This window comes from Archangium sp. (assembly GCF_036388035.1).
Lineage (GTDB): Bacteria > Myxococcota > Myxococcia > Myxococcales > Myxococcaceae > Archangium.
This window is the reverse complement of record NZ_DASVSO010000055.1, coordinates 1-12,491: the sequence shown is the minus strand read 5'-3', so window position 1 is coordinate 12,491 and position 12,491 is coordinate 1. Positions and strand designations below refer to the sequence as shown.

The following is a 12,491-nucleotide window of genomic DNA, read 5'->3' as shown; positions in this document are numbered from 1 at the left end:
CGCCCGCTGGCTGAGCAGTGAGCGGAGGCAAGTGGGAGCGGGCGGGCAGACAGGCATGCCCGCTCGCCTGAAGTGCCCGGGTTCCGAGCCCATCCCTAGCTTCGGACAGATGGCCTGCCAGCCGGGAGGAAGGCGCGATGGAGTCGTGGAACCGGATGTCGAGCGATGCGGTGCGCACGCACACGTCGGATGGGGTGAACCGGCGGATTGATGACCGGGTGGAGGGGTGCGTCCGGCACATGGCGGAGCAGGACCGCGCGGCCATCACCCAATACCTGGACAAGCTGGAGCGCGAGTGGGACCTGAACCGGATGGTGACGGTGGCGGCGTCCGCGGTCTCGGTGCTCGGGCTGGTGCTGGGCGCCAGGGACGGGAAGGCCTGGCGGGTGGTGAGCGGCGTGGCGGCGGGACTGCTGCTGCAGCACGGCCTGCTCGGCTTCGGCCCCCTGGCGGAGGTGGTGCGGGTGCTGGGGGTGCGGACGCGGAAGGAGATCGACCTGGAGAAGTTCGCCCTCAAGGCGCTGCGCGGTGACTTCGAGCGCATTCCGCACGACGGAGGCCCGCTGGCGAGGGCCAACGCCGCGCTGGTGGCCGCCCAGTCCTGAGCCGCCTGGAATGCAACGGGCCGGGGTGAGGGCCTACCGCTCGCCTCACCCCGGACCCATGGACGTCAGTTCCCGCCCACCCGCGTTCCCATGCCGCCGAGGCTCACGGGAGGCGAGGGGGGAGCCTTGGCGCCCGGCGTGCCGTGCCCCTTGAACAGATAGCCCTCGAGTCCGGCGAGGCCGATGGAGAACTGGGTCACCCACTTGTCGGCGGGGCGGCCCGCGCGGGCCTTGATGTCGAACGGGTAGGCGAAGTGCAGGCGCAGGAGCAGGGGCCCGAGGCCGACGTTGATGCCCACGGCGGCATCGAGGACGCGGTGGTCCCACACGTCGCGGGCCGAGCCGCCCACGCCGCCGAAGTCCACGCCCGCCACGCCCATGAGGGTGTTGAGGAAGGCGATGCGGATGAGCGCGTCGAGCGGCACGCGCAGCTCCAGCGTGGAGTAGCCGTAGTGCTGGCCGAGCAGCCACTCCTCGTCGCCGAACTGCGCGCCGCGGATGGTGTCGAAGCTGGACAGGTAGAAGGAGCGGGCGAAGCGTCCGCCGAAGGTGGTGCCCACGCCGCCGCGCAGCAGCAGGTGGGTGCTGCCCAGGAAGAGCGGGAAGTAGCGCTCGGCGTCCACGCGCACGTTGCCGAAGACCTGGCTGTGGAAGGGCTGCACGCCGGTGGTGAGCTCCGTCAGCACCGAGCTGCCCGACAGCGGCGTGCCCGTGTAGTGGTAGCGCAGGGTGTTGTAACCCCACGCCACGGAGCCCTCCGTCTGGAAGCGGATGCCCTCGTTGGCCTGGCGCCACGGCGTGTACAGGTCACCGACGCCATTGACCTCCTCCAGGTTGAGGATGAAGGAGGTCGTCGGGTCGAGGAAGTACGACACGCCGCCGATGCTCAGGTTGGCCTCCAGGAAGGTGAAGGTGCTGAGCGGGTAGCGGGTGATACCGGTGGCGCCGAAGAACCGCTCGCCCGAGACGAGCGCGTTGTAGGGCAGGTTGCCCGCGTTCTGGCGCAGCGTCGGATCCACGCGGAAGCGCAGGGACTGGAAGAGGCCACCACCCCACGTCAGCCGGTTCTGCTGGTTGAGGTAGAGCAGGTAGCCGTCGGTCAGCTCCAGCGAGCCGTAGACGGCCACCTGGAAGAGCGCGGCGTGGTTGCGCAGCCGGTCCGTGGCGGAGGCGAAGAGCTGGCCGTAGAAGCCGCCGCCGCCCGCGCCGGCGAAGCCGAGGATGGGCCCCAGGTCGATGTTCTCCCGGGTGAAGGGCCTGTAGGCCTCGGCGCCCACCAGCGAGCGCTGCGGCAGGGCGCTGGGCGGCGCGGCCGCCACCTTCGCCGTGTCCTCCACCGCGAAGGACAGGAGCTGGTTGGAGCGCAGCAGGGCCGGCTTGCGCTCACCGGACAGGTGGAAGAGCGTCCACAGGTTGCCCTCGGGCCCGGGGCTCGGCTCGAAGAGGCCGGTGGTCACGTCCGTGCGCCGCACGAGGCCGCCACCGCCGGTGTACTCGTACAGGTCCGAGCGGCTCTTGTCGTAGGCCACGAAGAAGAGGCGGCCGTCCGGCAGCACCGTGGGATCCTGATGGTCGCGCGCCTCGGTGGTGAGGCGCTCCACCTGGCTGGCGTTCTCCGGCTTCACCCGGAAGAGGTTGTAGTAGCCGTGCGAGGTGGCGTCCGAGGTGAAGACGAGGCCGGCCTGGCCCCAGGTGAGGCTGCGCTCGGCGTACACGTCATGGGTGATCTGCTGGGGCGTCACGTCCAGGCCCTGGTCCAGCGGCAGCACGTAGACGTCACGCGTGCCCGCCTCGCTCAGGCCGATGAAGGCGAGCTGCTTGCCATCCGGGGAGAAGACCGGCGAGTACGCGGCGATGAGCCCGTGGTTGGCCAGCGTGTAGCCCACGCGCTCGCCCAGCTCGAAGCGCACCTTCACCGAGGGCGTCTTCTGCAACCCGGTGGCGGTGGCCATGTAGGGGCTGCGGCCCGGGGACGCCATCGTCCCTCCGAAGCCGGTGACGGGGTCCGCGGTGTGCTTGTAGGACTGCACGTAGATGATGTCGCGCGCCAGGGTCTCGGCGACGAAGGCCAGCCGGTCCCCGGTGAGGGCGAAGTTGCGCCCGAAGATGGGGTGCAGCGACTCGTAGCCGGGCACGCCGTCGCCCTGCACCTTCACCGTCTTATCGGGATCGCGCGGGTCCAGCATGATGAGCTGGCTCTCGCCCGTCTCCGGGACGATGCTCCGGTACATCAGCACCCGGCCATCCGGCGAGCTGTTGAGCGCGGTGACGATGCCCTTGCGCTCGCGCAGCAGATCCAACGAGGTGTTGGTCTGCTCGGCCTTGAGGTAGGTGCGGTAGGCGCGCTGCTTCAGCCACGCCTCGAACTTGGAGGCGACCTTGGGCGGCTCGTCTCCGGTGAGCAGCTCCACCAGCCCCTCGAACTGCAGGTTGGGCGTGGTGCCCGTGCCGGAGATGAGCTTGGGCGAGTTCTCCAGCAGCTTCTGGATGATGCCCGCCCCGTACGTCTCCTCGAGGAACTGGCAGCGCGCCTGGCCCACCTTGTAGATCCACAGGAAGCCGTAGGGCCCGGGAGACCAGAAGTCGAGGAAGGCGTAGCCGCGCATCAGGTCCGGGTTGATGAGCAGATCCCTCACCATCATCTCGCCCTCGGGATCCAACCCGCCCTTGGCGTAGAACTCGGCGAGACCCTCGATGAACCAGAGGGGAATGCCGTTGAGCGGATCCCCCGACACCTTGGCCTGTTCGGCGAGGAAGCGGACCTTCTGGATGGTGAACTGGTGCGCCATCTCGTGGGTGCTGATCTCCCCGAAGAGGCGGTGGTCCCCCATGTAGGGCAGGGCCAGCTCCAGGTGGCCCTGGGTGCTGGTGACGCCGAGCGTTCCCTCCGAGACCGCCATCACGTTGGTCTGCAGGAACTCCTGGTAGCTGCTGTAGAGGATGTAGGGGAAGGTTTGCGTGGGGACGAACTGGAAGCGATCGACGAGGTAGCGGTACGTGTCCTCGAGCTGGGGCGCGGCGTACTGGGCCACGTTGCGCTCGTTCTCGTAGAAGTAGAAGCGCACGCCGCCGCTCTTGTCCCCGAGCGACTTGGCGTAGGTGGGGCCCGCGTCCGGGGTGCCGCCATCCGTGGACAGGGCAATCGGGACATAGAGACCACTTCCAGTGGCCGTGCCGCCGTCCGACGTGTCCACCACGGGGGTGGGAGACCCCGGCTCGATGGACTCGATGGAGCTGCCGCCGGTGCCCTCCTCGTCGGACTTGCCTGGCTCCTTCTGGGCCACGGCGGAGGACGGGGGAACCGTCTTCGTGTCGGAGTTGGACGCGCCCGGCGAGCGCATCTGCGTCTGGGTGGGCGCCGTGGGAGTAGGACCACCCGGCGCGCCGGGCGGTTGGGTGTGGGCGCGGTGGGCGGGCGGCGCGGCCACCCCCTCGGCATGGGGACCGACGAGGATGTCCAGGTGCCGCCACTCGAATTCGTAGGTGCGTACCGGAGAGCGGTAGGCCCGACGCGGTACGACATAGGTCTGCGCCAGCGCTGCCTCCGGGAGGAGGACGGCGAGCAGGGCGGCGATAAGAAGGCGGTGATTCACAGGGGCGACCTCCCGGGTGGGGAGACGAGGGACTGACCGAACCTAGGCAGGCTCCCCCATATAGGCGAGTGGGCAGGCGAGCGCCGCGCGTTGATTGCTCAGCGGTACACGTCCTCACGCCTTCAGGTGTTGGCTGAACCAATGCTTTTGTCTTGCTCCAGCGCCCGGTATGGAGGGCCCATGAATCGTTTTTTCCTCTACACGACAGGGGTTCTGCTCCTCACTGCCACCGGCTGTACGAACACGGAGCAGGTCGAGAAGAAGGAGTGCCAGCTCGAGGCCTTTGATCTGTCCGCTTGTGACCGGTCGGGGCTGGCCGCCGTGACGGCGGAGGGCGTCTGGCACCTGAACGTCGTCCTCAATGGCGCCGAGACGCCGGGTTCGATGAACCTCGCGGCCGAAAATGGAGTGATCTTCGACTCGCCGATCACCGAGCGTCAGGTGGGGGCGGACACGTTCTTCCTGGCCAGTGACTTCCAGGAGGCCGGCTTCGCTCCCACGCGCTTCGCGCTCGCGGGGTGCCAGGCGTCCGCGCCGGGCCATGTGCGGGGCGAGTTCCGCCGGTGCTCGGGGGGCGAGGCCGACATCAAGGGCTCCTTCGAGGCGGTACGCGTCACGCGGCTGGCCGGTGAGGCCGAGGCGTCCGGGGTGACGCTCGTGTCCGAGCTGGCCCTGCCGCTCGGGGTGGTGCCGATGAACCTCTTCATCGCGAACGGGCACGCCTACGTGACGGCGCTGGGAGATGGCCTCTTCGTCTTCGACGTGAGGGACCCGGCCGCGCCCAAGCAGCTCGTCGCGGTCCCCTCGCGCGGCGACATCTGGCGCCAGGTCTGGGTGAAGGACCAGACGCTCTACATCGCGAGCGAGGCGGAGGGCCTCCTCCTCTACGACGTGAGCACCCCGGCTTCCCCCAAGCGGCTCACGTCGCTGCCGGGCGCGGGTTTCGCCGTGTCGGTGTGGGGCCTGTACCTGGAGCAGGACCGGCTCTACGCGGTCTCGCCGGTGCCGCGCGCCGAGGTGCTCATCTACAACGTGACGACGCCCGCCTCGCCCACGCTGCTGTCGCGCTACATCGTGGAGGACAGCCTGCCCGAAGAGGGAGAGAACCCGGTGGAAGCGGCGGCCCTCGGGAATCAGCTCTACATCGCCCACTGGCGCTACGGGCTGGCGGTGGCGGGCGTGAAGGATCCGAAACTGCCGGAGAAGCTGGGGCGCTACTCGTACGCAAGCGCCACCAGTCGCTCCGTGGCGGTGGGCGAAGTGGGAGGGCGCCCCGTCGTTTTCGAGTCCAGCGAGGGGTGGGGCTCGAGCGTGCGCGCGCTCGACGTGGAGGATCCTAGCAACATCAAGGAGTTGGGGCGCTTCACGCTGAGACCGGAATCCACCGTGAGCGGACTGACGTTGATGGGGACGAAGCTGTACGTGGCGCACAACCAGGACGGACTCAGAGTGCTGGATGTGTCCGACCCCAACACGCTCCGACAGGCGGGCTGGTACAATAGCTGGCGGGAGACGGACCCGGGCCGGGGACGCTTCTTCTTGGATGGGCTCGGTGACGTGAAGGTACCGGGAGACGGTCTCATCTACGCGACGGACACATCGCGCGGGCTGCTCATCTTCCGTGAGCTTCCGTGACCAGGGTTGAGTGGAAGCATGACTCAGAGCGTTTCGAAGCCATGTGAGCGGTGCCAGTCCCTTCCAGAGAAGCTGGAGCTGGAGGGCATGGGCCGACTTTTCCTCTGGCTGCCGCTGGGCCACAGCTTTGGCAAGCTGGTGCGCGTGCTGGGCGACTCCGGTCGCCAGTTCCAGGTGACGCCAGAGGCGCAGTGCGTGGCGGTGCGGCTGGAAGGCGCGCACCTGGGCGCCTTCGTGGCGGACGTGGTGGGCTCGCTGACGGGCGAGGAGGCCCGGGCCACGCGCGCGCTCTTCCTCCAGGGAGAGGGAGAGCCGGGGCTGGTGGACTTCCCGCGGGTGGGCTCGCTCACGCAGCTGCTCACCATGACGCGGGCCGGGTGGTTGGTGGACATGCTGGCCGAGAAGCGCGTCACCAGCCACTACCAGCCCATCGTCCACGCGAAGGACACGCGCCAGGTCTATGCCTACGAGGCGCTGCTGCGCGGCCTCGAGCGGGATGGCTCCCTGGTGTTCCCGGGGAAGATGCTGACGCTGGCGCGCGACGCGGACATGCTCTTCCAGTTGGATCTGGCGGCGCGGCTGTCGGCGGTGCGCGAGGCCGCCCGGCTGGGGCTGAAGGTTCCCATCTTCATCAACTTCACGCCCACGGCCATCTACGATCCGGCCTTCTGCCTGCGCTCGACGGTGTCGGCCATCTCGGAGCTGGGCATCCCGCCGAGCCACGTGGTGTTCGAGATCATCGAGTCGGACCACACGCCGGACGCCAACCACCTCAAGTCGCTCATCGCCTACTACCGGCAGGCGGGCTTCCGGGTGGCGCTGGATGACCTGGGCGCGGGGTTCTCCTCGCTCAACCTCATCCACCAGCTCCGCCCGGACATCATGAAGCTGGACATGGAGCTCATCCGCGGCATCCACCAGGATCCGTACAAGGCCTCCATCACGGAGAAGCTGCTGGAGCTCGCGCAGAAGCTGGGCATCCTCACCGTGGCCGAGGGCATCGAGACGCCCGAGGAGCTGCGCTGGGTGCGCTCGCACGGAGTGGACTTCGTGCAGGGCTACCTGATCGCGAAGCCGGCGAGCCCGCCCAAGAGCGACACGCCGCACTTCACCTTCACTGATTGACGAGCGTGGTGCCGGGGCGGTTGAGGGTGAGCCGCCAAGCCTCGTGCAGCTCGGCCCCGGCCGCCTGGAGTTGCTGGCGAGCCGGGTAGACGTCGCGCTCGTCCACGGCGTCATTGACGGTGGAGAGCCGCTCCAGCGCGCTCTCGATGAGGCGCACGGTCTGCCCGCGGCCGGTGTCGGCGGCGGTGGAGAGGGCGGTGGAGATCTCCCGCTGCGCGTAGGCGATGGACGGGCCAACGGCGAGCTCCCCACTCTCGAGGAGCTGGTCCGCGGTGATGAGCCAGTCGTAGGCGCGTTGCAGGCTCACCAGGCGCTGCTGCCGGAGCTGCTCCAGCGCACCCGCGCGTTCCTGCTGGAGGGCCTGTTGCTGCTGCAGGGCCTGGATGTGGCCCTGGTCCTCCTGCTGTTGAGCCTCCAGCTGGGCCCGCAGGGTCTCGACCTGGAGTTGGAGTTCTCGGAACTCCAGCTCCTGGGCGGCGCGCTGCTCCTCCTCGGTGGGCGCGCTCGTGGGGGTCTGTGCGAACAACAGGGTCAGGGAGAGTGGGAGCCAGCCAGTCATCTCCGCGAATGTGTCCACCGGAGGATGTTCCGGCACACACGAGACGGAGAGGGCCTGTGAGCCCGCCTCCTGGCCGTGCCATCAGGCTCGCTCTTCTCGGGCGGGCCCCGCGCACCTGTTTCGTGCCTGGGAACCCGGGTGCGGTTGCCTCGCTGCTTTGTTACGGAGGTGGACGTGTTGGGAAATCCCTTGCCATTGGAAGCGCAACGCCGCGTGGAGACGACGTCTGGCGCGCAGCGGTTCCCCTGGCGGGATTATGGCTTCGCCGTCCTGGTCACGAGCGCGGCCCTGCTGTTTCAACTCGCTCTTTTGCCCTACGTCCGGGCCACGCCGTTCCTCTTCTTCTTCGGCGCGGTGATGCTCTCGGGATGGAAGGGGGGCGGGGGCCCTGGCCTCTTGTGCACCGTCCTGTCCGCCGTGGCGGCCGACTACGTCTTCCTGCCCCCGCGCTACTCGCTGTCCCTGGGTTCTCAGGACATCCTGTCGGTCGTCCTCTTCGTCGTCATCTCCACCCTCATCACCCGGCTGAACGTGCGTGAGCGGGCCGCTCGGGCTCAGGCCGAGGTGGATCGCGCACGGCTCCAGCGTCTCTTCATGCAGGCCCCGGCACTCATCGCCATCCACCGGGGACCCGAGCACGTCTTCGAGTTCGTCAATACCGCCTATGCGCGGCTGCTCGGCGATCGGGAGTTGCTGGGCAAGACGGTGAGGCAGGCGCAGCCCGAGCTGGAGGGCCAGGGCTTCTACGAGCGGCTGGACCGGGTGTACCAGACGGGGGAGCCCTGCTTCGGCAAGGACGCCCCCGCCAACGTGGGAGGCCCCGAGAGTCCGCGCACGGGCTACTTCGATTTCGTCTACCAGCCCCTGCCGGGACCGGATGGGAAGACGGAGGGGGTGATGGTCTTCGGCTTCGAGGTGACCGAGCAGGTGCTGGCGCGGCGGAGGCTGGAGCAGGCCGAGCGGCGCCTCGCCACCATCACCCACAACGCCACGCTGGGGCTCCTCATGATGGACGCCCGCCAGCACTGCGTCTTCATGAATCCCGCGGCGGAGAAGATCACGGGCTTCACCCTGGCCGAGGTGCAGGGCCGGCCGCTGCATGACGTCCTCCACCATACCCGGCCGGATGGAACGCACTACCCCATGGCGGAGTGCCCCATCGATCGGGCGCTGCCGACCCGTGCCCAGGAGCAGGGGGAGGACATCTTCGTTCGCAGGGACGGCGGCTTCTACCCGGTGGCCTTCACCGCGAGCCCCATCCTCGAGGAGGGCACGGCGGTGGGCACCGTCATCGAGCTGAGGGACACCACGGAGGAGAAGCGCCAGCGGGCCGAGCGCGAGCGCCTGCTGGCGGAGCTGCAAGAGGCGGTGCGCCTCCGGGACGAGTTCCTCTCCGTCGCCAGCCACGAGCTGAGGACGCCGCTGACCCCGCTGAGTCTCCGGCTCCAGGCGCTCGAGCGGAACTTCGAGGCCGAGCCGGGCTCCCCGAAGGCCATGCGCTTTGGCAAGGAGGTGCAGGTGATGCGCCGGCAGGTGAAGCGCCTGTCGGACCTGGTGAATGAGCTGCTGGACGTGTCGCGGATCAGCACCGGACGCCTGCGGTTGCAGGTGGAGGCGGTGGATCTCGCGGAGGTGACGCGCGAGGTCGTGGCCCGGTTCCACCCCGAAGCGGAACGTGCCGGGTGCGGGCTCGAGCTCCACGCGCACGGTCCCATCATGGGCCAGTGGGATCGGATCCGCCTGGAGCAGATCCTGTCGAACCTGCTGTCCAACGCCATCAAGTATGGCGCCGGCAAGCCCATCCACCTGCGTGTCGAGCAGGACGAGGACCGGGCCCGGCTCGTGATCCAGGATGAGGGGATAGGCATCAGGTCCGAGGCCCTGGGGCGCATCTTCAACCGCTTCGAGCGGGCTGTGTCGGATCGGCACTACGGGGGGCTCGGCCTGGGCTTGTACGTGACGCGGCAGATCCTCGAGGCGATGAGCGGCACGGTGAAGGTGGAGAGCACCCTGGGCCAGGGAGCCACCTTCACCGTGGAGCTGCCCCGCCGACCGCTGAGGCAGGAGGGGACCGCCACCGGGTAGCCTGCCACGACCCTCGCTCCGCCAGCCTGCCTGGAGGGCGTGGCTGGATGGCTGCCGAGGGGGAGGGCGGTGAGAGACCCCACCGGAATGCTACCGATGGCCTTGGGAGCCGCGATAGAAGTTCCCCCCTATGAACACCCCGGGGGTTCCTCCCTCCCCATCGGAGCAGCAGCTCCCCATGCGCTCGGCCAGGCTCTGGCGCTGGGTGTTTTGCCTCCCCCTCATCGCCGTGCTCGCCGCCTATGCGAACGCGCTGGATGGGGGCTTCGTCTGGGATGACCACTCGCTCATCGAGGAGCAGGAGGTCGTCCGCGAGCTGGCTCCGCCGAGCACGTACTTCGAGCGGATGTTCTGGAGCGACTCGCTGAAGCTGAAGGTGTCCCGCAACTTCTATCGCCCGCTCGTGACGTGGAGCTACGCGCTCGAGTGGCAGGTGTGGAACGGCCAGCCGGGTGGTTTCCATCTGACCAACCTGCTGCTGCACCTGGGTGTCACGCTGCTCGTCTTCGCGGCGTGTCGGAGGGCGGGAGGCTCGCCCCTGGCGGCCGCGATCGCCGCCGCGCTCTTCGGGACGTTCCCCCGGCTCACCGAGAGCGTGAGCTGGGTCTCCGGGAGGACGGACGTCCTCTCGACGCTCTTCGCCCTCGTCGCGTGGCTGCTCCACAGCACGGCCCCCCGAGCGCACGCGCGACGTGGGCTCGCGGCCGTCGCGCTCCTGCTCGGGCTGTTCTGCAAGGAGGTCGCCGCGGCGGTGCTCGTGGGCATCGTGGCGCTGGAGGTGGTCGAAGCCCGACGCGACAAGCGCCCGCTGCTCGGGGCGGGGGTGCACGTCCTGCCGTTCGCGGTGGCCGTGGCCGTCTATGGCGCGTTCCGGGTGCATGCGCACCTCGCGGACGTGGCCTCCTCGGTGGAGCCTCCCGTCTACCTGCCGCTGATGCAGCGGCTCGGCGCGGGCCTGGCCGCCGTCGCCCATTACGCCCGCATGCTGGTGGATCCGCTCAGGCCCGAGCTTCAGATCGGAGACCTGTTCGCTCCGGGGGTCGCCATGGGAGTCCTGGGCGGCGTCCTGCTCGTCTGCGGGGCCCTGGCGGCATGGCGCTGGCGCGCACGCCTGAAGCCCTTGCAGGTGGGGGCGCTCGTGGCGGGCCTGACGGCCCTGGGCATGGTCCTCCACATCTTCCCGCTGGACGTCAATGTGCTCGCGGCGGATCGCTTCCTCTATGTGCCCCTCGCGATGGGCGCCATCGCGTTCGTGCGCCCGGTGGAGCACGGGGTGGGACGTGCTCCCCGAGCGGCGCTCTGCGGCTTCGCGGTGCTGCTGGTGGCCTTCGTGGGAGCGACCCACCTGCGCAACCGCGTCTGGGCCGACGAGTACCTGGTGTGGAAGGCGGCCATCGCGGAGCGCAGCCCCGGCAACTCGCAGGTGCTGCAGGGCCTGGCGGGGTACCTCATGGACGAGGGCCGCTATGCGCAGGCGCTGCGCTACATCGAGCAGGGCGTCCAAGAGGAGCTCGAGAATCCTCGGACCCGCACCTACAACAACCTGGCCGTGACGCTCAGCAAGCTCGGGCGCCACGCGGAGGCCATCGCCATCCTCGAGGACATGGTGGCCAAGAAGCCGAAGTGGCACCGCGCCCGCCTCAACCTCGCCATGACCTACGCGCGCCTCCAGCGCTGGGACGAGGCCGAGCGGCAGCTCGACGCCGTGGAGGTGCTCGACGCGCAGACGGTGCCGAAGCTGCGGGAGTCCTTCCGCCGTGCCCGTCAGACGCTCGCCGCGCTTCCGCCCGAACGGGAGGGCGAGCCCGCGGCGCTCACCGCGCAGCGGGCGGTCGTGGCGGACGAGCTCGGTGCGCCCGCGGAGGCCAGCCGCTATTGGGCCGCCGTGGTGCGGGCGCCGGACGCGACTCCCGAGCAGCGCAAGCGCGGGACGGGGTTCCTCGTGTTCCACGGTGACGTGGAGCTGGCGCGTCAGGCGCTGGGGCAGCTGAGGGCCCAGGACCCCGGGTTTCCCGAGCTCGAGTCCTTCGAGGAGCACCTCCAGCACCGCGCCAGCCTGGAGTAGGCCAGGAGGAGCGCGCTCGGAAGTCCGTCTCCTGGAGGCGCCCGCTGGCTGTCCGGTGGACGGCATCGGACACAGGCCCCCGTGCAGTTCAGCCGAGCGGTCTGAATAGCGAAGTTGGCCTCATCTGTCGCCAGCACGGCGGGGGGCTCGCGATGACGGCTTTCGGATGGCGGTGGAGCGCTCTGGGGTGGGTTGCGGGGGTGGTGGCGCTGCTCGTCCCCCAGACCGGCTCCTCGCGCGAGGCCTTCGGAATCGCGGGGAACTTCAGCCAGACCCAGTCCACCTCGCGTGAACCCACGGTGGAGGTCGTGGGCAACCATGTCTTCGCCGCCTGGATCGACATGCGGACGGGTTACGGGGACGTCTATTTCTGGGCGAGTCCCGATCGGGGGCTCACCTTCAGCCAGCCCCAGAACCTGAGCAACAGTCACGCGCGCGCCTCGGACGTCCAGGTGAGCAAGTCCCAGGCGAACGTCTACGTGGTCTGGGTCGAGGAGGGCATCCGCCTCCGGACGAGCCATGATTTCGGGGTGACCTTTGGCCCCGTCCAGGTCCTGAGCGAGCGCGGGAGCGATCCCCACATCGTCGCCACCGACAAGAACGTCTACGTGACGTGGACCCGCTCGGAGAAGCACGGCGACCTCTTCTTCCGGGCCAGCCATGACTTTGGCGACTCCTTCGAGCCGGCCATCGAGCTCAACGAACAGGCAAGGGGCGGCGACGTGGACCTCGCGGCCGCGGGCCTCAACGTCTATGCCGTCTGGGACGATGGCTCCCAGGTGTTCTTCCGCCGGAGCGCGGACGAGGGGCGCTCGTTCGCCCCC

At 69.1% G+C, this 12,491-nt stretch carries 7 protein-coding genes and 1 pseudogene; 6 read left to right on the top strand and 2 right to left on the bottom strand.

Features of this window, described 5'->3' with window-relative positions:
* The first annotated feature begins 137 nt into the window (after window positions 1–137).
* The gene (locus VF697_RS02495; RefSeq protein ID WP_331091853.1) at window positions 138–605 is read left to right on the top strand and encodes a hypothetical protein; all 468 of its coding nucleotides are present in this window, start codon (window positions 138–140) and stop codon (window positions 603–605) included.
* Between the two features lie 65 nt (window positions 606–670).
* Here the strand turns inward: VF697_RS02495 and VF697_RS02490 are convergent, their stop codons facing one another.
* Window positions 671–4,198, bottom strand: coding sequence for a tolB protein precursor protein (locus VF697_RS02490; RefSeq protein ID WP_331091852.1), 3,528 nt, complete (start codon window positions 4,196–4,198; stop codon window positions 671–673).
* Window positions 4,199–4,378: 180 nt separating this feature from the next.
* On the opposite strand from VF697_RS02490, the gene VF697_RS02485 reads away from it, so the two are divergent.
* On the top strand, window positions 4,379–5,833 hold the full coding sequence (locus tag VF697_RS02485) for a hypothetical protein (RefSeq protein ID WP_331091851.1): 1,455 nt from the start codon (window positions 4,379–4,381) through the stop codon (window positions 5,831–5,833).
* An 18-nt stretch (window positions 5,834–5,851) separates the two neighbouring features.
* Window positions 5,852–6,958 carry an EAL domain-containing protein gene (locus tag VF697_RS02480; protein WP_331091850.1) on the top strand — a complete coding sequence of 369 codons (1,107 nt, stop codon included), beginning with the start codon at window positions 5,852–5,854 and terminating at the stop codon, window positions 6,956–6,958.
* On the opposite strand, the gene VF697_RS02475 is transcribed toward VF697_RS02480, so the two are convergent.
* Window positions 6,948–7,517: a hypothetical protein gene (locus tag VF697_RS02475; RefSeq protein WP_331091849.1), complete on the bottom strand. Its 570-nt coding sequence runs from the start codon at window positions 7,515–7,517 to the stop codon at window positions 6,948–6,950. The two genes, VF697_RS02480 and VF697_RS02475, sit on opposite strands and share 11 nt — an antisense overlap.
* Before the next feature lie 213 nt (window positions 7,518–7,730).
* On the opposite strand from VF697_RS02475, the gene VF697_RS02470 reads away from it, so the two are divergent.
* From VF697_RS02470 to VF697_RS02460, 3 genes and pseudogenes are all read left to right on the top strand, one after another.
* Window positions 7,731–9,602 (top strand): ATP-binding protein, encoded by a 1,872-nt coding sequence (locus VF697_RS02470; RefSeq protein WP_331091848.1) that lies wholly within the window; start codon window positions 7,731–7,733, stop codon window positions 9,600–9,602.
* Between the two features lie 178 nt (window positions 9,603–9,780).
* A complete protein-coding gene (locus VF697_RS02465; protein WP_331091847.1) occupies window positions 9,781–11,667 on the top strand; it encodes a tetratricopeptide repeat protein in 1,887 nt (628 codons plus the stop codon).
* Between the two features lie 152 nt (window positions 11,668–11,819).
* Window positions 11,820–12,491: pseudogene (locus VF697_RS02460) on the top strand (hypothetical protein); the annotation flags it as partial.

What these genes read in the sequence shown, in the direction of transcription:
- VF697_RS02475 (WP_331091849.1), bottom strand. Translation starts at nt 7,517, where the DNA reads ATGACTGGCTGGCTCCCACTCTCCCTGACCCTGTTGTTCGCACAGACC.
- VF697_RS02465 (WP_331091847.1), top strand. Translation starts at nt 9,781, where the DNA reads ATGCGCTCGGCCAGGCTCTGGCGCTGGGTGTTTTGCCTCCCCCTCATC.
- VF697_RS02480 (WP_331091850.1), top strand. Translation starts at nt 5,852, where the DNA reads ATGACTCAGAGCGTTTCGAAGCCATGTGAGCGGTGCCAGTCCCTTCCA.
- VF697_RS02485 (WP_331091851.1), top strand. Translation starts at nt 4,379, where the DNA reads ATGAATCGTTTTTTCCTCTACACGACAGGGGTTCTGCTCCTCACTGCC.
- VF697_RS02495 (WP_331091853.1), top strand. Translation starts at nt 138, where the DNA reads ATGGAGTCGTGGAACCGGATGTCGAGCGATGCGGTGCGCACGCACACG.